The sequence below is a fragment of the Microbacterium paraoxydans genome, from assembly GCF_019056515.1.
Classification (GTDB): Bacteria; Actinomycetota; Actinomycetes; order Actinomycetales; family Microbacteriaceae; genus Microbacterium.
The window spans coordinates 2,918,826-2,942,705 of sequence record NZ_CP064873.1 but is presented as its reverse complement, the minus strand read 5'-3'; the positions used below and the strand labels follow the sequence as shown (position 1 = coordinate 2,942,705).

General features: G+C 70.4%; 23 protein-coding genes and 2 tRNA genes. 14 read left to right on the top strand and 11 right to left on the bottom strand.

Going from position 1 to position 23,880, the window contains the following annotated elements; translation table 11 throughout:
- Nucleotides 1–273: 273 nt before the first annotated feature.
- The 3 genes from IZR02_RS14470 to IZR02_RS14460 all read right to left on the bottom strand — a co-directional run bounded on the left by IZR02_RS14470 (nucleotide 274) and on the right by IZR02_RS14460 (nucleotide 2,062).
- Nucleotides 274–1,311, bottom strand: a complete 1,038-nt coding sequence (locus tag IZR02_RS14470; RefSeq protein ID WP_025105468.1) for an LLM class flavin-dependent oxidoreductase — start codon at nucleotides 1,309–1,311, stop codon at nucleotides 274–276.
- Between the two features lie 36 nt (nucleotides 1,312–1,347).
- A complete protein-coding gene (locus IZR02_RS14465) occupies nucleotides 1,348–1,575 on the bottom strand; it encodes a DUF2795 domain-containing protein (RefSeq protein ID WP_025105469.1) in 228 nt (75 codons plus the stop codon).
- Between the two features lie 64 nt (nucleotides 1,576–1,639).
- Nucleotides 1,640–2,062 carry an Hsp20/alpha crystallin family protein gene (locus IZR02_RS14460; RefSeq protein WP_025105470.1) on the bottom strand — a complete coding sequence of 141 codons (423 nt, stop codon included), beginning with the start codon at nucleotides 2,060–2,062 and terminating at the stop codon, nucleotides 1,640–1,642.
- A 129-nt stretch (nucleotides 2,063–2,191) separates the two neighbouring features.
- On the opposite strand from IZR02_RS14460, the gene IZR02_RS14455 reads away from it, so the two are divergent.
- Complete coding sequence (locus tag IZR02_RS14455) at nucleotides 2,192–2,500, top strand: MerR family transcriptional regulator (RefSeq protein ID WP_025105471.1); 309 nt, start codon at nucleotides 2,192–2,194, stop codon at nucleotides 2,498–2,500.
- A gap of 45 nt (nucleotides 2,501–2,545) precedes the next feature.
- A complete protein-coding gene (locus IZR02_RS14450) occupies nucleotides 2,546–4,276 on the top strand; it encodes a cation:proton antiporter (RefSeq protein WP_062765528.1) in 1,731 nt (576 codons plus the stop codon).
- Between the two features lie 160 nt (nucleotides 4,277–4,436).
- Here IZR02_RS14450 and IZR02_RS14445 read toward each other — a convergent pair whose 3' ends face one another.
- The 6 genes from IZR02_RS14445 to IZR02_RS14420 form a co-directional block, all read right to left on the bottom strand.
- Nucleotides 4,437–5,858 (bottom strand): dicarboxylate/amino acid:cation symporter, encoded by a 1,422-nt coding sequence (locus tag IZR02_RS14445; RefSeq protein WP_025105473.1) that lies wholly within the window; start codon nucleotides 5,856–5,858, stop codon nucleotides 4,437–4,439.
- Nucleotides 5,859–6,000: 142 nt separating this feature from the next.
- Complete coding sequence (locus IZR02_RS14440; protein WP_025105474.1) at nucleotides 6,001–6,342, bottom strand: hypothetical protein; 342 nt, start codon at nucleotides 6,340–6,342, stop codon at nucleotides 6,001–6,003.
- A 162-nt stretch (nucleotides 6,343–6,504) separates the two neighbouring features.
- Entirely contained in the window at nucleotides 6,505–6,741 is a 237-nt protein-coding gene (locus tag IZR02_RS14435; RefSeq protein WP_025105475.1) for a helix-turn-helix domain-containing protein, read from the bottom strand.
- Nucleotides 6,738–7,490: a hypothetical protein gene (locus tag IZR02_RS14430; protein WP_025105476.1), complete on the bottom strand. Its 753-nt coding sequence runs from the start codon at nucleotides 7,488–7,490 to the stop codon at nucleotides 6,738–6,740. Before IZR02_RS14430 ends, IZR02_RS14435 begins: the two co-directional genes overlap by 4 nt.
- A complete protein-coding gene (locus IZR02_RS14425) occupies nucleotides 7,490–8,125 on the bottom strand; it encodes a hypothetical protein (RefSeq protein WP_025105477.1) in 636 nt (211 codons plus the stop codon). The genes IZR02_RS14430 and IZR02_RS14425 overlap by 1 nt, the downstream gene beginning before the upstream one ends.
- Nucleotides 8,125–8,748, bottom strand: a complete 624-nt coding sequence (locus tag IZR02_RS14420) for a hypothetical protein (protein WP_062765525.1) — start codon at nucleotides 8,746–8,748, stop codon at nucleotides 8,125–8,127. Before IZR02_RS14420 ends, IZR02_RS14425 begins: the two co-directional genes overlap by 1 nt.
- A gap of 175 nt (nucleotides 8,749–8,923) precedes the next feature.
- On the opposite strand from IZR02_RS14420, the gene IZR02_RS14415 reads away from it, so the two are divergent.
- The 4 genes from IZR02_RS14415 (at nucleotide 8,924) to IZR02_RS14400 (ending at nucleotide 13,526) form a co-directional block, all read left to right on the top strand.
- Nucleotides 8,924–11,455 (top strand): ATP-dependent Clp protease ATP-binding subunit, encoded by a 2,532-nt coding sequence (locus tag IZR02_RS14415; RefSeq protein WP_025105479.1) that lies wholly within the window; start codon nucleotides 8,924–8,926, stop codon nucleotides 11,453–11,455.
- Between the two features lie 203 nt (nucleotides 11,456–11,658).
- Nucleotides 11,659–12,159: an amino-acid N-acetyltransferase gene (locus IZR02_RS14410; protein ID WP_025105480.1), complete on the top strand. Its 501-nt coding sequence runs from the start codon at nucleotides 11,659–11,661 to the stop codon at nucleotides 12,157–12,159.
- Nucleotides 12,160–12,220: 61 nt separating this feature from the next.
- A complete protein-coding gene (locus IZR02_RS14405; RefSeq protein WP_025105481.1) occupies nucleotides 12,221–12,865 on the top strand; it encodes a hypothetical protein in 645 nt (214 codons plus the stop codon).
- A 241-nt stretch (nucleotides 12,866–13,106) separates the two neighbouring features.
- A complete protein-coding gene (locus IZR02_RS14400) occupies nucleotides 13,107–13,526 on the top strand; it encodes a hypothetical protein (RefSeq protein WP_025105482.1) in 420 nt (139 codons plus the stop codon).
- Between the two features lie 18 nt (nucleotides 13,527–13,544).
- Here IZR02_RS14400 and radA read toward each other — a convergent pair whose 3' ends face one another.
- On the bottom strand, nucleotides 13,545–14,912 hold the full coding sequence (gene radA / locus IZR02_RS14395) for a DNA repair protein RadA (protein WP_025105483.1): 1,368 nt from the start codon (nucleotides 14,910–14,912) through the stop codon (nucleotides 13,545–13,547).
- Between the two features lie 100 nt (nucleotides 14,913–15,012).
- Between radA and IZR02_RS14390 the strand changes: the two genes are divergently transcribed.
- From IZR02_RS14390 to cydC, 5 genes are all read left to right on the top strand, one after another.
- Nucleotides 15,013–15,687, top strand: coding sequence for a helix-turn-helix transcriptional regulator (locus IZR02_RS14390; RefSeq protein WP_025105484.1), 675 nt, complete (start codon nucleotides 15,013–15,015; stop codon nucleotides 15,685–15,687).
- Complete coding sequence (locus IZR02_RS14385; protein ID WP_025105485.1) at nucleotides 15,674–17,089, top strand: cytochrome ubiquinol oxidase subunit I; 1,416 nt, start codon at nucleotides 15,674–15,676, stop codon at nucleotides 17,087–17,089. The genes IZR02_RS14390 and IZR02_RS14385 overlap by 14 nt, the downstream gene beginning before the upstream one ends.
- A 14-nt stretch (nucleotides 17,090–17,103) precedes the next feature.
- The gene (gene cydB, locus IZR02_RS14380; protein ID WP_025105486.1) at nucleotides 17,104–18,132 is read left to right on the top strand and encodes a cytochrome d ubiquinol oxidase subunit II; all 1,029 of its coding nucleotides are present in this window, start codon (nucleotides 17,104–17,106) and stop codon (nucleotides 18,130–18,132) included.
- 106 nt (nucleotides 18,133–18,238) lie between these two features.
- Entirely contained in the window at nucleotides 18,239–19,786 is a 1,548-nt protein-coding gene (gene cydD / locus IZR02_RS14375) for a thiol reductant ABC exporter subunit CydD (RefSeq protein WP_254385396.1), read from the top strand.
- A complete protein-coding gene (gene cydC, locus IZR02_RS14370) occupies nucleotides 19,783–21,450 on the top strand; it encodes a thiol reductant ABC exporter subunit CydC (RefSeq protein WP_025105488.1) in 1,668 nt (555 codons plus the stop codon). The genes cydD and cydC overlap by 4 nt, the downstream gene beginning before the upstream one ends.
- A 3-nt stretch (nucleotides 21,451–21,453) precedes the next feature.
- Here the strand turns inward: cydC and IZR02_RS14365 are convergent, their stop codons facing one another.
- On the bottom strand, nucleotides 21,454–22,236 hold the full coding sequence (locus IZR02_RS14365; RefSeq protein ID WP_025105489.1) for a hypothetical protein: 783 nt from the start codon (nucleotides 22,234–22,236) through the stop codon (nucleotides 21,454–21,456).
- Nucleotides 22,237–22,412: 176 nt separating this feature from the next.
- On the opposite strand from IZR02_RS14365, the gene IZR02_RS14360 reads away from it, so the two are divergent.
- From IZR02_RS14360 to IZR02_RS14350, 3 genes are all read left to right on the top strand, one after another.
- Nucleotides 22,413–23,459 carry a hypothetical protein gene (locus IZR02_RS14360; RefSeq protein ID WP_062765522.1) on the top strand — a complete coding sequence of 349 codons (1,047 nt, stop codon included), beginning with the start codon at nucleotides 22,413–22,415 and terminating at the stop codon, nucleotides 23,457–23,459.
- 45 nt (nucleotides 23,460–23,504) lie between these two features.
- A tRNA-Ser gene (locus tag IZR02_RS14355) sits at nucleotides 23,505–23,595 on the top strand.
- 90 nt (nucleotides 23,596–23,685) lie between these two features.
- Nucleotides 23,686–23,758, top strand: a tRNA-Ala gene (locus tag IZR02_RS14350).
- The last annotated feature ends 122 nt before the right edge of the window (nucleotides 23,759–23,880 follow it).

The window sequence follows — 23,880 nt, the reverse complement described above, 5'->3', positions numbered from 1 at the left end:
GCTCGCACGGGGTGGCGCGACGACGGCCGGCGCGCGGGATCAGAAAGGTGCCGCGGGAAGCGCTCAAGGGAGCGTTATCGATCCCGCACCAAGTGACCGATCGGACGTGGGATCAGAAAGGTGCTGCGGGAAGTGCGCAGGGGAGCGATATCGATCCCGCGGGGCGGAAGCAACCGGACGCGGGAGCAACCGGACGCGGGATCAGAAACGCGCCGCCCGGGCCGCGTGGGGGAGCGTTCGTGATCCCGCGACGGAACACCCCCGCGACGCGACTCACGCCCCCGCGACGAGCTCCAGCGTCTGCGCGCGCCCCGCGGCCGAGTCCTTCGGCTCCGCGTCATAGGCGCCGGCGACGGGGGAGAGCATGACCTCGTCCACCCCGTAGGTCGACGCGAAGGAGCGCACCTCGGCGGCGACGGACTCCCCGGTGCCGACGAACCACCGCGACCGCGCGGCCTCGACCACCTGATCGGTCGCGGCGTCGTGCTCCGCGGCGAGGGCCTGCTCGACGGTCTCGAGCGCGACGAGCGGCTGGTTGAGTCGGAGTCGCGCCATCATCCGCAGCTGCGGCAGGGCACGGGCCTCCGCCTCCTCTGCGGTCGGGGCGGCGACGGCGTTCACGGTGAGGAAGGTCCGCGGCTCCGGGTGCTCCTCGCTCGGGCGGTAGTTCGTGCGGTAGAGGTCGAGGGCGCGTTCCAGGCCCTGTCCGGAGAAGTGGTTCGCGAACACGTACGGCAGGCCGAGGGAGGCGGCGAGCTGCGCGGAGTAGTCGCTCGACCCCAGCAGCCACACCTCGGGCACCCCGGTCGCGGCGGGAGTCGCCCGCACGGTGTACTCCCCGCCGGAGGTGAAGCGCACCGTGGCGCCGTCGGCGGTGAAGAGCGCCGCGATGTCCTGCACGTGGCGGGGGAACTGCTCCACGTCGCTGGTGGTCCCTGACCCGCGGAGGAGCTGAGTGATCACGGGGTCGCTGCCCGGCGCGCGGCCGAGGCCCAGGTCGATGCGGCCGGGGGCGATGGCCTCGAGGGCGGCGAACTGCTCGGCGACGATCAGGGGCGCGTGGTTCGGCAGCATCACGCCGCCGGAGCCGAGGCGGATGCGCGAGGTGCGCGTGGCCGCGGCCGCGATGAGGACCGGCGGCGTGGTCGATGCGACCGCGGGCATGTTGTGGTGCTCCGCGAACCAGTACCGGCGATAGCCGAGCCGGTCGGCGGTCGCGGCGAGGGAGAGGGAGGCGGTGATGGCCTCGGCACTGGTCTGGCCGGAGCGGACCGGCACGAGGTCGAGGACGGAGAGGGCGACGTCGTTCATCTCCGGATGCAACCTCGGCGGCCGCTCCGGCATTCCCTACGCGGCGAGGCGCGAGGCGGGGGTGAGCGCGTCGGCGAGCGCGTTCCTGGCGAGGCGATAGCGGATGAGCCAGGCGGCGCTGAAGCTCTGTTCCGGCAGGTCGTGCAGCGCCGCACGGTCGTGGTTCGGCAGTCCCTCCCGCGCGGCTTCGCGCAGGAGGTCGTCGCGGGTCGCGGGGTACTCCATCTCGGCGAGGAAGCGGTCGAGGGTCGGGGAGAGTGCCATGTTTCGTCCTTTCCGTGAGAAGAGGATGAGAGGGGGGCGGTGCCGCAGCACCGCCCCCGGGTGCTCAGGCGTCGATCGCCTGGCGCTGTTCGCCGGATTCGACGACGATCTTGCGTGGCTTCGCCCGTTCGCTGACGGGGATCACGACCGACAGGACACCGCTCTCGTACGAGGCGCTGATGTTGTCGAGGTCCACTCCGTCGCCGAGCGAGAACTGGCGCAGGAACGATCCGGCGCCGCGCTCGCGGGCGAGCCAGCGCACGCCTTCGCGGGTGTCGGCCGTGCGCTGTGCGCGGATCGTGAGCTGCCCGCCGTCGAGGTCGACGTCGATGGAGCCGGGGTCGGCGCCGGGGAGGTCGGCGTGCAGGATGTAGCGGTCCCCGTCGCGGTACAGGTCCACCGGCATCGACCGGGGCGCGCGCACGGAGTCCAGGACGCTCGCGGCGAAGCGGTCGAGCTGGCTGAAGGGATCGAAGGTCAGTGCCATGAGGTGTCTCCTTTCGTGCGGCCCTGCAAGGGCTGAGGTGGCGTGCAGATTATCTGCACCTGAGGTATAGATTTGTTATAGAACACACGCAGGAATCTTCGCAACCCCGATCCGGAGACGAGGACATTCATGACCGCACGCGACTCGCGCACCCCGCTCTACGGCATCGCCGTGGCCGCGCAACTCGTCGACCTGCCCGAGGCGACGATCCGGCTCTTCGAGAGCAAGGGCCTCCTCGCGCCCGCCCGGAGCGACGGCGGCACGCGCCGGTACAGCGACGATGACATCACCCGCCTGCGTCGCGCGGCCGAGCTCCGCGGCGACGGCATCAACATCGCCGGGATCGCGCGGGTCCTCGACCTGCAGGATGAGAACGCGGGCCTCCGGGAGGCTCTCGATGCGGAGGCGCCGGAACGCGAGCGCTCCGCCCGCGACTGACGCCCGGCGGGCAGGGGGTGCCGACGACGCCGCTACGCTTTCCGCATGGAAGCCGGGATCTTCTACGTCCTCGTCGGAGCTGTCGCCGTGGCGGCCGTCGCGCGATCGCGGGGGTGGCCGGCCCCGCTGCTCGTGACCGTCGTGGCGCTCGCCGCCTCGTTCCTGCCGTTCGTGCCGGAGCTGGAGATCGACGGGCACCTGCTGCTCGGGCTCGTCCTGCCGCCGCTGCTGTATTCCGCCGCCCTCGACGTGTCGTTCGTCGGGTTCAAGCGCAGCCTGCCGCAGATCCGCCGCCTCGGGATCTGGCTCGTGCTGCTCACCGCGTTCGCCGTCGGACTCGTGGCCTGGTGGATCCTGCCGTCGCTCACGCTGCCCGGCGCGCTGCTGCTGGGCGCCATCGTCGCCCCGCCGGACGCGGTGTCGGCGGCGGCGATCGGCCGTCGTCTCGGTCTACCTCGCCGCATCATGACGGTGCTGTCCGGGGAGAGCCTCATCAACGACGCGACCTCGCTCACGCTCTACCGGGTGTTCGCGGCCATCCTCGCCGGGGCGACGCTGACCGTCTGGGATGGGATCTGGCAGTTCCTCCTCGCGGTCGGCGTGGGGGTGGGCATCGGGCTGATCTTCGGGATCGTCCTGCATCAGCTCCGCATGCGCATCGGCGACCCGGTGGTGATCGGCACCTTCGGTCTGCTCGCCCCGTTCGGCGCGTACAACATCGCGGAGCATCTGCTCGGCTCCGGCGTCCTCGCGGTCGTGGCCATGGGACTGTTCGTCGGCTTCAACGCCCCGCGCACCGACTACACGACCCGGCAGCAGGAGGCGCCGTTGTGGCTCTCGGCCGACCTGCTGCTGGAGAGCTTCGTGTTCGCCTACATCGGCCTCCAGTTCCCGCGGGTGCTCAGCGATCTCGGCAGCGAGTCGGTGGGGCACATCCTCCTGCTCTCCGGCGCCGTGCTGCTTGTGGTGCTCGTCGTGCGGCCGCTCTACATCTACCCGATCAGCGCGTGGTCGAACTTCCAGGACCGCCGCCGGCTCGCCCGCATGGATCGCGGCATCGCATCCGGGGAGTTCGACGAACGGCGACGGCGGTCCCGGCGGTGGCGCGATCAGAGCACGGATGAGCTGCGGACGCAGATCGTCCGGGAGCGCATGGCCGGGCTGCGGCTCACCTGGAAGGACAATGCGGTCATCTCGTGGGCGGGTATGCGCGGCGTGGTGACCCTGGCGATCGCGGTGGCCGCCGCCGATCTGGCCGGGCTCGACACCGAGGCCTCGCACGCCATCGTCGTCGTCGCCTTCATCGTCACCGTCGGCACGCTCCTGCTGCAGGGGCTCACGCTGCCGCTGCTCATCCGGCGGCTCGAGATCGCGGGGGACGAGGAGCACGAGGAAGACGTCGCGGCGCTGGAGATGGTCAAGGCCAAGAGCCGCGAGGCCGGCAAGGCGTACCTCGCTGAGAAGCGCCGGGAGTGGGAGCAGAAGCACGGCGAGGTCGACCTCGGCATGTTCGATGCCTTCACCAAGCGCATGACCCGGGTGGAGAAGGACACCGACGACGCACAGCAGGTCGAGGACACCGTCGCCCGCCCCTCCTATGACGACCTCGTCGCGCTGACCAAGGGATGGCTGCAGGTGCGGCGGGAGATCCTCGTCGCGGAGCGGGACGCCGGCGAGCTGGACGAGGAGGTCATGCGGGAGCTGCTGGCCGCGATGGACGCCGAGGAGCTCGCGCTCGACACCCGCGGCGCGACCCGCCCCCTGAGCCGCAACTGACCCCTCCTTTCCGCCGACCCACCCCTTCCGGTCGACCCACCCCTTTCCGCCCGCGCGTAAAGGGCCGGGGCGCACGCAAAGGGGTGGGTCGGCGGGGAAGGGAGATAAAAAGAGCGCCCCACCTTCGAGAGGAAGGTGGGGCGCTCGTGAGGAGACCGGGTCAGCGGGCGCCGGCGGGCTCCGGGGTGGAGGCGGCGTCGGCCTCGGGAGCGTCGTCGCCGGAGTCGTCGGCGAAGGGCAGGCCCTCGCGCGGCGCGTTGTAGAGCTCCTCGTCGAGGATGCCCTCGCGCTTCGCGACGATCGCGGGGACGAGCGCCTGACCGGCGACGTTCACGGCCGTGCGGCCCATGTCGAGGATCGGGTCGATCGCGAGCAGCAGGCCGACGCCCTCGAGCGGCAGACCCAGGGTGGACAGCGTCAGCGTGAGCATGACGACCGCGCCCGTGGTGCCGGCGGTGGCGGCGGAACCGACGACCGAGACGATCACGATCAGCAGGTACTGCACGAAGTTCAGCTCGATGCCGAAGAACTGCGCGACGAAGATCGCGGCGATGGCCGGGTAGATCGCGGCGCAGCCGTCCATCTTCGTCGTCGCGCCCAGCGGCACGGCGAACGAGGCGTAGGAGCGGGGCACACCGAGGTTGCGCTCGGTCACGCGCTCCGTGAGGGGCAGCGTGCCGATGGAGGAGCGGCTCACGAAGGCGAGCTGCACCGCCGGCCACACACCCGAGAAGTACTGCTTGATGGAGAGGCCGTGCGTGCGCACCAGGATGGGGTACACGACGAACAGCACGAGCGCGAGGCCGATGTAGACCGCGGCCGCGAACCAGCCGAGCGACGCGAGCTTCTCCCAGCCGTACTTGATGACGGCGGAGCCGATGAGGCCGAACGTGCCGAGCGGAGCGATGCGGATGATCCACCACAGCACGCGCTGGATGACCTTGAGCAGGGACTCGGTGAAGACGAGGAACGGCTCCGCCTTCTTGCCGGCCTTGAGCGCCGCGATGCCGACGACGGCCGCGACCACGATCACCTGGAGGATGTTGAAGCCGACGCTCGAGGTGAACGCGCCCTCGGTGGCTCCGGGGGAGGTGCTGACGGTCAGGCCGAGGAAGTTCTGCGGGATGAGGCCGAGGAGGAAGTTCCACCAGGTGCCGACCGTGTACGGCTCGCCCGGCTCCAGGCCCTCGCCGGCGCGGCTGCCCGGCTGGATCACGAGGCCGAGGACGATGCCGATGATGACCGCGATGAAGGCGGTGATCGCGAACCAGAGGATCGTCTGCCCGGCGAGGCGGGCGGCGTTCTGCACGCGACGGAGGTTCGAGATGCTCGCGACGATCGCGGTGAAGATCAGCGGGACGACAGCCGCGCGGAGCAGCGTGACGTACGAGCTGCCGATCGTGTCGAGGGTCGCCGACAGGGCGGTCGGGTTCTCGGGCGTGGCGCCGAGCTGACGGCCGATCAGACCGGCGGCGATGCCGAGGACGAGGGCGGCGATGATCTGGAAGCCGAACGAGGTCAGCAGCTTCCGGACCGGCCCGCGGGTGTCTGGCGCCTTCTGGGCGCGTGCGGTGGTGCTCATTGAGGTGGGGACTCCAGAATCGCGGCGCGCCGGGTGCACGCCATGAGGCTCAACGCTAGGAGAGCCTGAGAATTCCCTGGGCGGATATGACGAAGGATGACGGCCGCCCTCCCAGGCCGTCATCCTTCGCTGCGTGCCGCCCTCAGGGCGTGACGCAGTCCTGGAGGTTGTCCTGGATGATCTGGGTCGTGAGGGCCTTGTCGGCCTCGTCCCGCTGCTTGTCCTCGCCGTCGGCGATGTAGCCGAGCGTCTCGTCGCTGAGGTCGGAGTCGACCAGGGCTTCGGCCAGGCAGGTGGCGGCGTCGTCGGTCATGGCCTCCTCCTGCGGGGTGCCCTCGAAGACCTTCTGGATGCCGTCGGCGACCTCGTCGACCGAGGGGCGGCTCTCTCCCGCGCAGGCGGCGAGGGAGAAGGCGAGGGCAGCGGCCGGGACGATCGCCAGGAGGCGGAGGCCGCGACGCGAGGGGATGCGGGTGCTGATCATGCGACGACGCTATCCACTCACAGCCGACTCATAGAAGGGGCTTGCAATCCAGCGCGTGACCGTGCTCGCCCTCCCGCCGACCCACCCCTCTTCGTGCGTCCCGGCCCCCTGCGTGCGTCCGCAAGGGGCCGGGGTGCGCGGAAGGGGGTGGGTCGGCAGGGGTCAGCGATCGGCGAGGACGAGGAGGTCGCCGACCTCGCAGTCGAGCGCGTCACAGATGGCCCGCAGCGTGGAGTAGCGGATCGCGCGGGCGCGGTCGTTCTTCAGCACCGACAGGTTCACGATGCTGACGCCGACGGCGGCGCTCAGCTCCGTCAGCGTCATCCCGCGGGCCGCCAGCAGCTCATCGAGACGGCAGTGGATGCCCGTGAACTCGTCGTCGCTCTCCGCCGGGCTCACACCAGGCCCTCCGTCTCGCGCTCCAGGGCGGCCCGCTCCTGCTCGACGCGCATGCCCTGACGGAACACCGCGGCGAGGGCGAGGAGGCCGAGCGCCGCGGCGAACGGCAGCGGGGTGACGGTGAGCCAGTAGGTCTGCGGATACCAGGTGCTGTCCGCGGGCAGGGCCTCCCGCAGTCCGGTGGTGGCGGCGATGCCGCTCAGGAGATCAGAGAGCACGCCCAGCACCCCGAACGCGATCGCACCCCCGACGAGGGCGCGGGTCACGGTGCGGGAGAACGCGCGGCCGCGAAGGGTGTGGAAGCAGATGAGCGCGAGGACCACCGCGGGGATCGTCGTGAGGGCGAGCGTGCTGAGCTGTGCGGCCGCGGCGAGGAGGCGCAGCCCGAGCGACGCGTGGCCCACCGTGAAGTCCGACAGCTCCGTGCCGCCGCAGCTGAGCATCGTCGTCGTGCTGTCGCCGTACTCCGAGCACGGGAGGCTCGAGGGCCAGTCGAGGAAGACCGTCGTCGCACCGTGCAGCTCCGCCCAGTCGGCGGCGAACGCCTTGACGACGATGACCACCGCGCCGAGTGCGGAGAGCGTGATCCACCATCCGGACAGCGTGAGCGCCGCGTCGAGGGCGACCGTGCGGCTGCCACGGCGGCGGCTGTTCCAGACGACGAGGGCGACGACGGCCGCACAGACCGCGAGCGCGATCCCGATGTTGAGCAGAGACGGCCAGACGGCCTCCGAGCCGAACGAGATCATCAGACCAGTCCCTCCGTCTCCTTCTCCAGCACGACCTTCTCCTGTTGCAACCGGATGCCGCGACGGAAGGCGACGGCGATGAGGCCGACGGTGACTCCGGTGGCGAAGATCGGCGCGATCGTCCAGAATTCGATCGGGTGCACGGGTTCTCCGTCGCCGATGCCGAGCGCCGCGGTCACGCCGTTGCGTCCCATCGTCTCGAGCATCACGATCGCCATCGGCGCGAGCACCAGTGTCCAGCCGATCACGTCGAAGGCGCGTGCATTGCCCGCCACGAAGAACCGGCCGCGGAGGAAGTTCCAGGCGACGAGCGTGACCGCGCCGATGACGGCGACGGCGGCGAGAGCCCACAGCGCGATGGCGGCGACGATGGCGGCGATCGACACGCCGTTCACTCCCGTCGCGAAGATCATCGCCCTCTGCGCGATGCCCTCGATCGAGATCTGCCCGGAGTCTATGGTCGCCGAGATCGGCTGTTCGTCGATGGGGATCGTCCACGCGATCCCGGCGTCCCGGAAGGTGCTGCCCACGCGGAGCGTCGTCGCGAGGCCGACGGTAACGAGGGCCGCCGCCGCATAGAGGATGACGGTGATCGCATCGGCCCGCTCGGAGCGGGTGGCGGTGACGGCGGCCATCAGACCAGTCCCTCCGTGTCGCGCTGCAGACGGCGGCCGATGGTGAAGACGCCTGCCACGAGAGCCAGGGCGAACGCCCACCCCACGGGCGCGAGATCGAACTCCATGAGCAGCGTCCACAGCACGTCCTCGACCGCGGGGTCGGTCGCGGCGAGATCCCTCACGATCTCGGCCCGCCCGATGCCGCCGGCGAGCTGCCCGAACAGGGTGCCCGCCATCAGCAGGCAGGCGGCGACGGCGAACATCCACCCGAGGGAGGCGCGGAACGGGCGGGAGCGGATGAGGGAGACGCCGAGCCACCAGACCACCGCGCACAGCGCCACGGTGGCGAGCGCGGGGAGCGCCGTCTCGAGCAGCAGCAGCCAGCGGGCGCTCGTGGGCGGCGCGGTGAGCGTGACGAGGGCGGAGTCGACGGTGGCGCCCTCGATCCCGGCCACGCCGTCGAGGGCGGAGAGGTCGACGTCGTGCACCGGCATCGCGACCGTGGGCGAGGGGGAGAACAGGGCACCGGCGGCCTGGGCGACGGCGACGATGGCGCCGATCCCGACGCTGACCGCACCGGTGGCGATGAGCCCGAGCGCGATGCCGTCGGCGAGCGAAGGGCGTCTTTCCGTGGCGAGCATGAGCTCCTCCTGAGAGTCAGGGTTTATCGACTTTCGTTAACATAACGACTGTCGATAAACCCGTCAAGGCCTCGCTATGCCCACGGCGAACACGGGCATACCCGCCATTTCTGGTCGTTACTCTCGATGTACAAGCGCTTCATGCGTCTTCGCCCCGTGCGAATAAGGAGTCAACATGTTCGAGAGATTCACGGACCGAGCCCGTCGAGTGGTCGTCCTCGCCCAAGAAGAGGCGAAGATGCTCAACCACAACTACATCGGCACCGAGCACATCCTGCTCGGCCTCATCCACGAGGGCGAGGGCGTCGCAGCCAAGGCGCTGGAGTCGCTCGGCATCTCCCTCGACGCCGTGCGCGAGCAGGTGCAGGACATCATCGGCCAGGGTCAGCAGCAGCCGACCGGCCACATCCCGTTCACGCCGCGCGCCAAGAAGGTGCTCGAGCTGAGCCTCCGCGAGGCCCTGCAGCTCGGTCACAACTACATCGGCACCGAGCACATCCTCCTCGGCCTCATCCGCGAGGGTGAGGGCGTGGCCGCTCAGGTGCTCGTCAAGCTGGGCGCCGACCTCAACAAGGTGCGGCAGCAGGTCATCCAGCTGCTCTCCGGCGCTCCGGGCCGTGAGCCCGCGTCCGTCGGCGCGCAGTCCAACGACACCCCGTCGGGTGCGCAGGGCGGCTCGCAGGTGCTCGACCAGTTCGGTCGCAACCTCACGCAGGCCGCGCGCGACAACAAGCTCGACCCGGTGATCGGGCGCGAGAAGGAGGCGGAGCGGGTCATGCAGATCCTCTCCCGCCGTTCCAAGAACAACCCCGTCCTGATCGGCGAGCCCGGCGTCGGCAAGACCGCCGTCGTCGAGGGTCTCGCCCAGGCGATCGTCAAGGGCGATGTGCCCGAGACGCTGAAGGACAAGCAGCTCTACTCGCTCGACCTCGGCTCGCTCATCGCCGGTTCCCGCTACCGCGGCGACTTCGAGGAGCGTCTGAAGAAGGTCACCAAGGAGATCCGCACGCGCGGCGACATCATCGTCTTCATCGACGAGATCCACACCCTCGTGGGTGCGGGTGCCGCCGAGGGCGCGATCGACGCGGCCAGCATCCTCAAGCCGCTGCTCGCCCGCGGTGAGCTCCAGACCATCGGTGCCACCACGCTCGACGAGTACCGCAAGCACTTCGAGAAGGACGCCGCGCTCGAGCGCCGCTTCCAGCCGGTGCAGGTGAACGAGCCGACGCTGCCGCACGCGATCAACATCCTCAAGGGGCTGCGCGACCGCTACGAGGCGCACCACAAGGTGCAGATCACCGACGGCGCGATCGTGGCCGCGGCGAACCTCGCCGACCGCTACGTCTCCGACCGCTTCCTCCCGGACAAGGCCATCGACTTGATCGACGAGGCGGGCGCACGTCTGCGTCTGTCGATCCTGTCCAGCCCGCCCGAGCTGCGCGAGTTCGACGAGAAGATCGCCGCCGTGCGCGAGCAGAAGGAGATCGCCTCCGAGGAGCAGGACTTCGAGAAGGCCGCCTCCCTGCGCGATGAGGAGAAGAGCCTCCTCGCCGAGCGGCTGCGTCTCGAGAAGCAGTGGCGTGCGGGTGACGTCGCGACCCAGGCTGTCGTCGACGAGGGCCTGATCGCCGAGGTGCTCGCTCAGGCGACCGGCATCCCCGTGTTCAAGCTGACGGAGGAGGAGTCCAGCCGACTCGTCTTCATGGAGAAGGCGCTGCACCAGCGCGTCATCGGTCAGGAGGAGGCCATCGCGGCGCTCTCCAAGACCATCCGTCGTCAGCGTGCCGGCCTCAAGGACCCGAAGCGTCCCTCGGGCTCGTTCATCTTCGCCGGCCCCACGGGCGTCGGAAAGACCGAGCTCGCCAAGGCGCTCGCGGAGTTCCTCTTCGACGACGAGGCCGCGCTCATCTCGCTCGACATGAGCGAGTTCGGCGAGAAGCACACCGTCTCGCGGCTGTTCGGTGCCCCTCCCGGGTTCGTCGGCTTCGAAGAGGGTGGCCAGCTCACCGAGAAGGTGCGGCGCAAGCCGTTCAGCGTGGTCCTCTTCGACGAGATCGAGAAGGCGCACCCGGACATCTTCAACTCGCTGCTGCAGATCCTGGAAGAGGGTCGCCTCACCGACGGTCAGGGTCGGATCGTGGACTTCAAGAACACGGTCATCATCATGACCACGAACCTCGGTGCGCGCGACATCGCCGGCGGCCCCGTCGGCTTCCAGATCGAGGGCAACAACGCCACGAGCTACGAGCGGATGAAGGGCAAGGTCAACGAGGAGCTCAAGCGGCACTTCAAGCCCGAGTTCCTCAACCGCGTCGACGACATCATCGTCTTCCCGCAGCTGAGCAAGGACGAGCTGGTGCAGATCGTGGACCTGTTCACGAAGCGCCTCGGCGAGCGTCTGCTCGACCGCGACATGACGATCGAGCTGTCGCAGTCCGCCAAGGAGCGCCTGATCGAGATCGGCTTCGACCCGGCCCTGGGCGCCCGTCCGCTGCGTCGCGCGATGCAGCACGAGATCGAGGACCGTCTGTCGGAGAAGATCCTGCACGGCGAGCTCGACTCGGGCGACCACGTGAAGGTCGATGCGAAGGACGGGGAGTTCCTGTTCGAGCACGGCCCGCGCGGGGAGAAGGTCGCGGTCGGCGTCAACACCGGCGGCGGCGCGATCTCCGGCACGCCCGACCTGGCGATCACCGGCAACGACTGATCCTCGACACGATCACCCGAAGGGGCGGATGCGACAGCGTCCGCCCCTTCGTCGTCCCCACTTCGCCCTCGCCCCGGGCACGACTTCGGAGACGACAGGCGACACACGGGGCGACGCCCCGGGGCGCCGGGGTGTCGCCCGGGATCTCCGAAGCTGTGTCGCGTCTGAGAGCCGACGGGAGGGGCGGGTCCTAGGCTGGTCGGGTGAGCGCGTACATCGTCCGGCCGGCCCGCAGCGCCGACATCGTCAGCATCCGGAACCTGCTCCAGCCGATGGTGGAGCAGCGCATCCTGCTCGGCAAGGATCTCGCCGTGCTCTACGGCGCCGTGCAGGAGTTCGTCGTCGCCGAGGCGGACGGGGAGCTGATCGGCTGCGGGGCTCTGCACGTGATCTGGGAAGACCTCGGCGAGGTGCGCACCCTGCTCGTCCGCGACGACTGGCTCCACCACGGCGTCGGTCGGGCGATCGTCGAGCGGCTCGAGGAGAACGCGCGGTCGCTCGGGCTCACCCGCCTGTTCTGCCTCACGTTCGAGGTCGACTTCTTCGGGCGTCGCGGCTTCACCCCGATCGGGGAGCAGGTCGTCGATCCGGACGTGTACTCGCAGCTCCTGCGCAGCGGCGACGCCGGCGTCGAGGAGTTCCTCGACCTCGCGCATGTGAAGCCGAACACGCTCGGCAACACGCGCATGCTCAAGGTGCTCTGAGCCCCGGACCACCGCCTCGCGCCTCCCAGGGGCGCGGACGGGGATCGCTTAACCTGGAGGCATGCCCCGTCACTCCGCCGCCGTGTACCGTCGTCGGCGTCTGGCGGTACTGCTCGGGCTGATCCTCGTCCTCGCGATCGTCGGCGCGTCCGTCTGGCTCCTCATCGCCCGGCCGTGGGCGTCCACGGGGGCGCAGGAGCCGGCACCCGCACCGACCTCCTCCGCCTCCTCGGGGCCCACGCCGTCCGGATCGGCCTCGCCCGCCCCCTCGCCGTCGGCGGATGCCACTCCGGCCGTCGTCCCCTGCGAGGCGAAGGACATCGAGGTCAAAGCCGTCACGGATGCGGAGTCCTATCCCGACGGCGCTCTGCCGAAGCTCTCCATCTCCCTGACCAACAAGGGCACGAAGGACTGCACGATCGACGTGGGTTCCACGACGCAGGTGTTCACGATCTCCAGCGGCTCGGACGAGTGGTGGCGCTCGACGGACTGCCAGGAGAACCCCAGCAGCATGATCGCCACGCTCACCGCTGGGTCCACCGTGGTGAGCAAGGAGCCGGTCGTCTGGGACCGCACCCGGTCCAGTGTCGAGACCTGCGCACAGGAGAACCGTCAGCGTGCTCCCGGCGGTGGCGCCTCGTACCACGTGGGCGTCTCGATCGGCGGGTTCCCCAGCGCCACGACCACCCAGATCCTCCTGTTCTGAGCGCCCGACGGGCACTTGTGCTGACAGGGCCCGGTCTTTGGGATACCATAGAGGTGACTCTCCCGCTATGCGGCAACATGCCATCCCCAGTGGCGTCGAACTACAGCGTCCCCAGCGCTTCGACACCGCCGCTCGAGAGTCCGAGGGCCCTCTCGAGTACCCCAGTCCCCAATGGAGGACTCGAGAGGGCCCCAATCTTTCCCCGGCGCCGCCCCGCCGCCCCGATGCCTAAGCTGGAGGCATGGCAGCGAAGAAGGCGAAGTCCGGGAAGAGCGCGAAGAAGAAGCCGGCGCCCGAGGACTTCCGGTCCGAGGCTCTGGCGCTCGCCCTCGAGAAGCAGGACGTCGCCGCGGTGGCCCTCGCGCTGCGGCACGGCACCACCGTCGTCCCGCTCATCAAGCCGGGAGCGCGCGACAATCCGCTCGACAGCGGAGAGGTGTGGACCTATCGGGACCCGAACTCGGGTGACCTCGCCCTGCTGCTCTTCAGCGACGCGAAGAACAAGCCCGCCAACCTGCCGCCCGGGGTCGGCATCTACGACGCCGCCTGGCTGCGCGCGTTCCTCTCCGCCCACCCGATCACGACCGTGTTCCTCGACATCGCGGGACCGCACCCGATGCAGGCCGACCCGGTGGAGCTGCTCAAGGCGCTCGACGCCTGACCCGGGCGCCCCTCCGACTCAGAACGGCGGGATGTCGCGGTCGGGGCGACGGGCGCTGTTCCGCGCCCTGACGTCGCCCAGCGCCGCGCGCAGGGTCTTCGAGCGGTCGTCCACCACCTGCTCGTAGCCGAGCCGGGCGGCCTCGGAGCGCCGCTGCGCCGCCTGCGTCACCGGCCGCACCTCGCCCGCGAGGCTGAGCTCGCCGACGGCGGCGACCGTGCGCGGCACCGAGATCATCTGGATGGACCCGGCGACGGCGATCGCGATGGCGAGATCGGCGGCGGGCTCCGTGAAGCGCACCCCGCCCACCGTGGACACGTAGACGTCGAGGCTGCCGGTGGGCACGCCCGCCCGGCGTTCGAGGATCGCCAGCACCATGGCCACCCGCGAGGAGTCGAGGCCGTGCACGATGCGCCGGGGGTTCGGGGCGTTGCTCGGCACGGTGAGCGCCTGCACCTCGACGGGGAGGGCGCGACGGCCCTCGAGGGAGATGGCCACGCAGGTCCCCGGCTCGGAGGCGCCCTGCGACAGGAACAGACCGGAGGGATCGGGCACCTCGGCGATGCCGTCTCCGGTCATCTCGAAGCAGCCGACCTCGTCGGTGGGACCGAAGCGGTTCTTGAGGGCACGGATGAAGCGCAGCGAGGTCTGCCGGTCGCCCTCGAAGTTGCACACGACGTCGACGAGGTGCTCCAGCACCCGGGGCCCCGCCACCTGACCGTCCTTGGTCACATGGCCGACGATGATGATCGGCAGATCGCGCTCCTTCGCCACCCGGATCAGGGTCGCGGCGACCTCCCGCACCTGGCTGGGCTGACCGGCCGCGCCGTCGGTCAGCGACGACGATACGGTCTGCACGGAGTCGACGATGACGAGCTGCGGCTGCACCTCGTCGATGTGGCCGAGGATGGTGGCGAGGTCGGTCTCGCTCGCGAGGTAGAGCTCGTCGTGCAGAGCGCCCGTCCGCTCCGCCCGCAGGCGCACCTGGGCCGGCGACTCCTCGGCGCTGGCGTAGAGCACCCGGCGCCCGCTCCGCGCCGCCTGCGCGGCGACCTCGAGCAGCAGGGTGGACTTGCCGACGCCGGGCTCGCCGCTGAGGAGGATCGCGGCCCCCGGCACGATGCCGCCGCCGAGCACCCGGTCGAACTCGCCGACCCCGCTCGTGCGACGCGGCGCGTCCTGCGTCGTGATCTGCGTGATCGGCCGCGCCGCGCGATCGGCGGTCGGTGCGAGCGCGTTCACACGGCGGAGGATGCCGGTCTGCGCGGCCTGCTCCTGGACCGTGCCCCACTGCTGGCACTCCCCGCAGCGACCGACCCACTTGGCCGTCGTCCACCCGCACTCGGTGCAGACGTACGCGGGGGGAGCGGGTTTCCGGGTGGCCATGCCCCCAGGCTATCGGCGGGATCAGACATCCCTATCGACCAGGCGATTATTCACGGCCCGGTTCCCCCGCCGGCCGCCGGCCCCGGCCGATAATTGAGACATGTCCAACGGCGGGTCCGTCTGCGGGCCGATCTCCAGCTACTCCCGGGTGCGCATCCTGCACCTCCTCTTCGAGGCCGGGCACTCCGGTGCCTCCGGAGAACTCGCGATCGGCGACCTGTGCGAGGCCACCGGCCTGCACCCGAACACGGTGCGCGAGCACCTGCAGCGGCTCATCGAGGGCGGCTACGTCATCCCGACCGTGGAGCACCGCACCACCCGGGGGCGCCCGCGCACGCTGTACCGCGCGGCCACCGGGGCCCCGGACGCCTCCAGCCCGGTCGCACGGAACAAGGCCAAGGCCGCCGCCCGTCGCGGCGACCTGCTCCGGAGCGTCCTCCCCGGCACCGGGACCGCCCTCGGGAAGGACGCCACCTACCAGCTCGACGCGCTCGTCGAGCACCTGGAGGAGAGCGGCTTCGAGCCGGTCGTGGACGACCGCGGTCTGACCGTCGATCTGAGTCCGTGCCCGCACGCGGCCGGCCGGCCGGAGGACCGCCCGATGCTGTGCCAGGTGCATCTCGGGCTGATGCAGGGCATCCTTGCAGAAGCGGGGGGTCCGCTCGAAGCCGAGTGCGTGCGCGAGGCCGCGCTGCCCTCCGAATGCACCGTGCAGCTGCGCGACACCGCCGCGCAGGCGTCGAACAGAACGGGAGTCGCTCATGGAATGGCTTGATCCGCTCGCCCTGGCCCGATGGCAGTTCGGCCTGACGACCGTCTACCACTACCTCTTCGTCCCGCTGACGATCGGCATGGCGCTCGTCGCCGCCATCTTCCAGACGGCGTGGGTACGTACCGGCAAGGTGCAGTACCTGCACCTCACCCGCTTCTTCGGCAAGATCTTCCTCATCAACTTCGCGATGGGGGTCGTCACCGGCATCGTGCAGGAGTTCCAGTTCGGTATGAACTGGTCGGACTACTCCCGCTTCGTCGGCGACGTCTTCGGCGCCCCGCTCGCCTTCGAGGGCCTGCTGGCGTTCTTCTTCGAGGCGACCTTCATCGGCCTCTGGATCTTCGGCTGGGACAAGCTCCCGCAGAAGATCCACCTGGCCACCATCTGGTGCGTCTCGATCGGCAGCATCCTGTCGGCGTACTTCATCATCGCCGCCAATGCGTTCATGCAGAACCCGGTCGGCTACACGTACAACGAGGTGACCAACCGCGCCGAGCTCACCGACTTCTGGGCGCTGCTGACGAACCCCGTCGCCCTCGCCGCGTTCCCGCACACCATCTTCGGCGCGCTCATGTTCGCCGCGGGTGTCGTCATCTCGGTGTCCGCCTGGCACCTGGCCCGCGGGCAGCACTTCGACACCATGCGCGTCTCGCTGAAGTTCGGCCTCTGGGCGATGATCTTCTCCACCGCGGGCGTCGTGCTCACCGGCGACCAGCTCGGTCTGGCGATGTACGCCGCGCAGCCGATGAAGATGGCCGCCGCCGAGGCGACGTTCAACACAGTCTGCGGCGCCGATGCCTCCTTCAGCATCTTCACGCTGGGCACGCCGGACGGCAGCTCGGAGCTGTTCTCGATCCGGGTGCCGTACCTGCTGTCGCTGCTGTCGACCCACACGCTCGACGCCTGTGTGCACGGCATCAACGACCTGAACGCCGAGTACGCCCAGACCTATGCGAGCACCGGTCTCACCGACTTCGCCCCTGTTCTGTGGATCACCTACTGGTCGTTCCGCTGGATGATCGGCCTCGGCATGGCCGCCGCCCTCGTCGCCGTCGCCGGCCTCTGGGTCACCCGCAAGAAGGCCACCAAGCCGGTCGCGCCGTGGATGTGGAAGGTCGCGATCTGGTCGTTCCCGCTCGCGCTCGCCGCCAACATCATGGGCTGGGTGTTCACCGAGATGGGTCGACAGCCCTGGATCGTGTTCGGTCTGATGTCCACCCGCGACGGCGTCTCGCCCGGCGTGAGCGGACTCGAGGTCCTGATATCGCTGATCGCCTTCACCGCGATCTACGCCGCGCTGGCCGTGGTCGAGGTCCGGCTGATCGTCAAGGCCGCCCAGAAGGGGCCGGACACCGACGAACAGCCCCATGAGGAGACGGCTCAGCTGCCGTCGGTCGTGTACTGAGAGGAACGAGCATCATGGATCTCGCAACGATCTGGTTCTGGGTGGTCGCCTTCCTGTTCGTCGGCTACTTCGTCCTCGACGGGTTCGACTTCGGTGTCGGCATGTCGCTGCCGTTCCTCGGCAAGAACGACGTGTCGCGCCGACAGGTCATCAACACGATCGGTCCCGTGTGGGACCTCAACGAGACGTGGGTCATCGTGGCCGGGGCCTCGCTCTTCGCCTCGTTCCCCGAGTGGTACGCCACGCTGTTCAGCGGGTTCTACCTGCCGCTGCTGCTCATCCTGCTCGCGCTCATCCTCCGCGGCGTCTCGTTCGAGTACCGCCATCAGCGGGAGAGCCGGAAGTGGAAGCAGGGCTTCGACCGGATGATCGTCATCGGCTCGGTCGTCCCGGCACTGCTCTGGGGCGTCGCCTTCGGCAACATCGTGCAGGGGGTGGCGATCGATGAGAACCACATCTACGTCGGCGGCTTCTTCTCGCTGCTCAACCCGTACGCGCTGCTGGTCGGCGTGACGACCCTGCTGCTCTTCTTCCTGCACGGCGTGCTGTTCGTCGCGCTGAAGACGGACGGCCAGGTGCACGAGGACGCGCAGAAGCTCGCGAAGAAGGCCGCCATCCCGACGATCCTCGTCGCGGCCGCGACGGTGATCTGGACGGTCGCGATCGCGATGGGCCGCGAGGCTCCGCTGCTCTGGCTCGTCATCGGAGCCGGTGCGCTCGCGGCGGTCAGCCTGATCGCGGCGGTCGGCTTCTCGCTCGTCCGCCGCGACGGGTGGGCGTTCTTCGCCGGCATGCTCACGGTCATGTTCGCCGTCGTCATGCTGTTCTCCGCCCTGTTCCCGTTCGTGATGCCGTCCACCATCGATCCGGCGTACAGTCTCACGATCGCCAACGCGTCCAGCACTCCGTATACGCTGCAGATCATGAGCTGGACCGCGCTGATCGCCCTCCCGCTGGTCATCGCGTACCAGACCTGGACCTACTGGGTGTTCCGCAAGCGCGTCACCCGCCGGTCGATCGAGGGGGCTCCGGCGCACGCGTGAAACCCGTCGATCCGAGGCTGCTCCGATACGCGGCCGCCGCCCGGGGGTTCCTCCTGGCGTCGGCCGCGATCGGCGTCCTGCAGACCGCGGTGACGATCGCCTTCGCGTGGCTCCTCACCGAGGCGGTCGTCGGGGCCATCGCCGGGCGCGATGTCACCGTGACCCTGGTCTGGCTGCTCGGGACCGCCCTCCTGCGGGGTCTGCTCATCGCCGCCTCCGACGCCGCGGGCACGCAGGCCGCCGCCCGGACCGGGATGCAGCTGCGCGCGGCGCTCGTCGCGGCCGTCGGACGCCTCGGCCCGGGTGGCTCGCACAGCGGAATCAGACGCAGATCGCCGTCACCGCCGGTCACGGCCTGGAAGCCCTGGACGCGTACTTCGCGCGGTACATCCCGCAGCTCGTGCTCACCGTCATCGCGACGCCGGTGCTGGTCGCGGTCATGTGGTGGCAGGACTGGCCGAGCGGGCTCACCGCCGTCATCACCCTGCCGCTCATCCCGCTGTTCCTCATCCTCATCGGCATCGCGACGCGCACGGTGCAGAAGAAGCAGTGGCAGACGCTGCAGCACCTCGCCGCCCGCTTCGCCGACACGGTGCAGGGGCTGTCGACGCTGCGGCTGTTCGGCCGGGACCGTCGGGCGGCCGACCGCATCGAGGTGACCGCCGACGAGTACCGCCGCGAGACCATGAAGGTGCTGCGGTTCTCTTTCCTCTCCGGATTCGCGATGGAGCTGCTGTCGTCGCTCGCGGTCGCGCTCATCGCGGTCGCGGTCGGGTTCCGGCTGCTGTCGGGCGACCTGAGCCTGGAGGTCGGTCTCTTCGTGCTGCTGCTCGCCCCGGAGGCCTTCCTCCCGATCCGTCAGGTGGGCGTGCAGTTCCACGCGGCGGCCGAGGGCGTCGCGGCCACGGAAGACGTGTTCGACGTGCTGGATGCGGCGCGTGACCGGGACCGGGGCGGCATGCGCCCGCACGACCCCGGCACGGATGCACGACCGAACCCCGTGGACTCGTCCGGCAGCCGGGTCGACGTCGTGCCGGCGGGGCGGGAACTCGTGGTGGACGGACTCCGCGTGCGGGACCTCCCGCCGGTGTCCTTCGTCGCGGAGCCCGGGTCGGTGACCCTGATCGAGGGGCCGAGCGGCTCCGGGAAGTCGAGTCTGCTCGCCGCCCTCCGCGGGGCGGTGGACTCCACGGGCACGGCGACCTGGGGCGGACGGGACGTCGCCGAGCTCGCACCGTCCGACTGGCTCGCCTGGGCCGGGCAGACGCCGGGGCTGATGCGCGGCACGGTCGCGGAGAACGTCGCCCTCGGGGATGCCGGTCCCGACCTCGCCCGTGTACGCCGGGCGCTTGACGCCGCGTGCGCCGAGGGCATCGAGGCCGACCGTGTGCTGGGTGTGCAGGGCGCAGGGCTGTCGGGAGGACAGGCGCAGCGCGTCGCGGTGGCCAGGGCGCTGTACCGCCACGACGGAATGCCGGAGCGGATGCTCGCGCTCGATGAGCCCTCCAGCGCCCTCGACGCCGACACCGAGGAGCGGCTGTGGCGGTCGCTGCGCGCGCGAGCGGATGCCGGCGCCACCGTCCTGCTCGTCTCGCACCGCCGCTCGGCCAGGGACATCGCCGACCGGATCGTGGCGCTGGGGGTGAGCGCATGAACGAGACGACCCGCAGCGACCGGGTCCGGGAGGTGCTCCGGCTCGCGCAGCCGCCGTTCCGCCGCTTCCTCCCCGGGCTGATCTGGGGCGTGCTGTCGGCGGCCGCCGCCGTGAGCCTCCTCGCGGTGAGCGGCTGGCTGATCGTGAGCGCGTCGATCGTCGACTCCCTCGTGCCGCTGTCCATCGCGGTCGTCGGGGTGCGGTTCTTCGCCGTGACCCGAGCCGTCACGCGGTACCTCGAGCGGCTCAGCGGTCACGACGCCGCCCTCCGACAGCTCGCCACGACCCGGTCCGACATGGTGCGCCGCCTCATCCCGCTCTCGCCGGCGGGGCTCGGCGCGACGGACCGGGGCCAGGTGCTCGCGGCTCTCGTCGACGACGTGGAGAACCTGCAGAACCTCCCGCTCCGGGTCGTGCAGCCGCTCGCCGTCTCGGGCGTGGTCGCCCTCGGCGCCGTCGGCTTCCTCGCCTTCGTCTCGCCGCCGGCCGCGCTCACGCTCGCCGTCTGCCTCCTCGTCGCCGCGCTCGCCGCCGTCGGGCTCGGCTGGATCTTCGGCTCCCGTGCGGAGGCCGCGGTGTCGGCGCGTCGGGCCGAGGTGTCCGCCGCCCTCGTCGACTACTTCGGCAGCCTCGACGTGCTGCTCGCGTTCGGCGCGGAGGCGCAGGCCCGAGAGCGGATCCGTGTCGCGGATGCCGCCCTGCGTCGGGTCGTCGGTCGGGCGTCGCTGGCGCAGGCCGTCGCGGCCGGAGTGGTCTCGCTGATGGCCGGCGCCGCCTCGGTGTGGGCGCTGGCGGTGGCAGCCCCGGGCCTCGCCACGGGAGCCATCGACGCCCCGTGGCTCGCGGTCGCGGTGCTCGTGCCGATGGTCGTGTTCGAGGTGTTCGGCGCCGTGCCGATCGCGGCGGCCTCGTGGCGGAGCGTCCGCGCGAGCGCGGAGCGCATCGTGGACGTGCTGCCCGAACAGATGCCGCCGGAGCTGCGGACCGACGCGGGGGAGGACGTCGCGGTCGACGGCGTCCCCGCGCTCACGCTGCGGGGAGCCACGGCGCACTGGCCCGGAGGGGCGGCGGCGCTGACCGGGGTGGACCTCGACCTCGCGCCGGGTGAGCGGGTGCTCGTCTCCGGGGCGAGCGGGGCGGGCAAGAGCTCGCTGGCGGCTGCGCTCGTGGGCTTCCTCCGCGTGGACGGCGAATACCGGATCGGCGATCTCGACGCGGCGGCGCTGTCCGGGCCCTCGCTGCGCCGCGTCGTCGGTCTGTGCGAGCAGCAGCCGCAGCTCTTCGACGAGGACGTGCGGCAGAACCTCCTCTTCGCCAGGGACACGGCCACCGACGAAGAACTCCTCGCCGTGCTCGACCGTGTGGGACTCGCGGCGTGGGTGCGCGAGCGCGGAGGGCTCGATGCGCGGGTGGGCGACCGCGGTGCGCTGGTGTCCGGCGGCCAGGCGCAGCGGATCGCTCTGGCTCGCGCGCTGCTCCGTGGCTTCCCGGTGCTCGTGCTGGACGAGCCGACGGCGGGCGTCGACCCCGAGGCCTCGGACGCTCTCCTGCGCGACCTGCTGCAGGCGACGGGGGAGCAGTCGGTGCTGCTCATCTCGCACGTGGCGCCGCCCGCGGGGACGGTCGACCGGGTCGTGCGGATCGAGGGCGGCCGGACGGTCTGAGCCTCAGCCGACGAGGTTCATGTCGGCGGGCGGCTCCATCACGATGCCCTGCGCCTCGAACGCGCGACGGCGCTCCTCGATCCGACGGTGCATCTCGACCTGGGCCTCGTCCACCACACGCGGGTCGAGGTCGACCGTCGGCGGATGCGGGTCGCCGTGGTGCGCGGCGATGTATGCGTCGAGCTCAGGGCCGCTGGTCCAGGAGGTGATGAGCGCATACCGGGGCCCTGTCCCGCGATGCCACACGGCATGCCAGAAGCGCTGCGTGTCGACGATGATCCGGGAGCCGGCGCGCAGCGGCAGCCGGACCTCGGTGGCCGGGTCGAACCGGTCGGAGCGGAGGATGAGCATCGAGTCGGTGTCGTCGGTGAGGTTGTAGTACCCGCGGACCACCCAGCCCGTGCCCGGCTCGTTGAGGCGGTTGTTGTCGTCCTGGTGCAGGTTGTAGATCGCGTCGGCGTAGTCGTTCGGCTGGAGCTCGATGACCCGGCAGCGGCCGACGCCGGCGCCAGGGGCCAGGGCACGGCGCTGCAGGGTCGGGGCGATCGCGACCTGTGAGGGAATCCAGACGCCGTCCTTGTCGGTGCGCGGCGGCGTGTGGTTCCAGAAGCCGTTGCAGTCGATCTCGCCCGCGTAGCTCGTCAGGGGTGCGAAGCGGGTGATGCCGGAGGAGCGCCAGCCGACGTACTCGAGGTCCTGCCACTCGGACGGGTCCACCGGGGTGGTCTCGTCGTCGAGGACCACGTATCCGGTCTCGGCGAGCGCCGCAGACGTGATGAATCCCATGCTGCTTGCATCCTTCCCGTCGTTCTGCCCCCGGAGGCGGCGGGTTCTTAGGCGATCCTAATCCCGACCTCCCCTCGGCGACCCACCCCCTTGCGTGTGTCCCACCCCCTTCCGGCCGCACGCAGAGGGGTGGCTCGGCCGGAAAGGGGTGGGTCGGCGAGGGATATCCTGAGGCCATGACGCAGCCCCAGGGTGCCCTTCTCGTGGGCAGTGTGAACTTCGACGACGCCGAGACGACGATGCGCACCGCTGCGGAGCTGCTCGGCGACCGGTTGCGTCGCATCCCGGACGGCGAGGTGGGCAAACGGTTCCACTGGATCATGTTCCAGCCCGACGTCATCGGCCAGGCGGACGGCATCGAGCGGATCGGCGACGAGCCCATCCCGTTCCCCGCCGGAATCGACGCCCGGGGCCTCCGAATCGCCGAGGGCGTGGACCCGGCGACCATCGCGCTGCCTCCGCTGGGGTACGCCTCCGCGGCGATCGAGTCGTACGGGCTCTTCACCCGGCTGCGGGAGGAGGGAGTGGTCGCGGCGGGCACCCGGTTCCAGGTGTCGCTGCCCACCCCGCTCGCCGTCATCTCCTCGTTCTTCCACGGCGACGACCGGGCCGCGATCGAGCCCGTGTACACCGCCGCGATGCTCCGCGAGCTCGACGGGATCCTCGCCGCGATCCCCCACGAGGACCTCGCGGTGCAGTGGGACGTCGCGAGCGAGATGGGGATCCTCGAGGGCGCCTCCGGCTACGGCGCCGTCATGGAGGGGTGGTGGCCCGGCGACCCGTTCGACGGACTCGTATCGCGTCTGGCCGCCCTCGTCGACGCCGTCCCGGACGACGTCGAGGTGGGCGTGCACCTCTGCTACGGCGACGCGGGGGAGAAGCACTTCTTCGAGCCGACCGACGCCGGCTCCCTCGTCCGCTACGCCAACGCCGTCATCGCCGCGGCCCACCGTCCGCTCACGTGGCTGCACCTTCCCGTGCCGATCGGCCACGATGACGAGGCCTACTTCGCCCCGCTTGCCGCGCTCACCCCGGTCGAGGAGCTCTACCTCGGCCTCGTGCACCGGGAGGACGGCGCGGACGGTGCGCGTCGCCGGATCGCTGCCGCCGTCCGGTTCGCGCCGGAGTTCGGCGTCGCCACGGAGTGCGGCATCGGGCGCGCCCCCGCCGGCTCCACGGAGGGCATCCTCCGCGCCCACGCCGAGGTCGCCACCGCCTGGTGACCCGCCGATTCGCGCGCTCGGCCCCGGTGTCGTAAACTGATCCGCGGTGACGTGTCCGAGCGGCCGAAGGTGCAACTCTCGAAAAGTTGTGTAGGGTAACCCCCTACCGTGGGTTCAAATCCCACCGTCACCGCCACCACGAAGGCCCCGACTCCCTGGAAACACGGAGATGCGGGGCCTTCGTCATGTCCGGGATCCCGAGCGTGATAACGTAGATGTCGTTCACGGGCCTATGGCGCAGTTGGTAGCGCGCCTCGTTCGCATCGAGGAGGTCAGGGGTTCGAATCCCCTTAGGTCCACAGGAACAGAACGAAAGAACCTCGCCCCGCATCTCGCGGGCGAGGTTCTTTCGTTGGCGCACGGGGCTGATCCGATCGCCGCGACGGGACCGCTCGGCGGCAGGGGTCCGATTCGGTGCCCC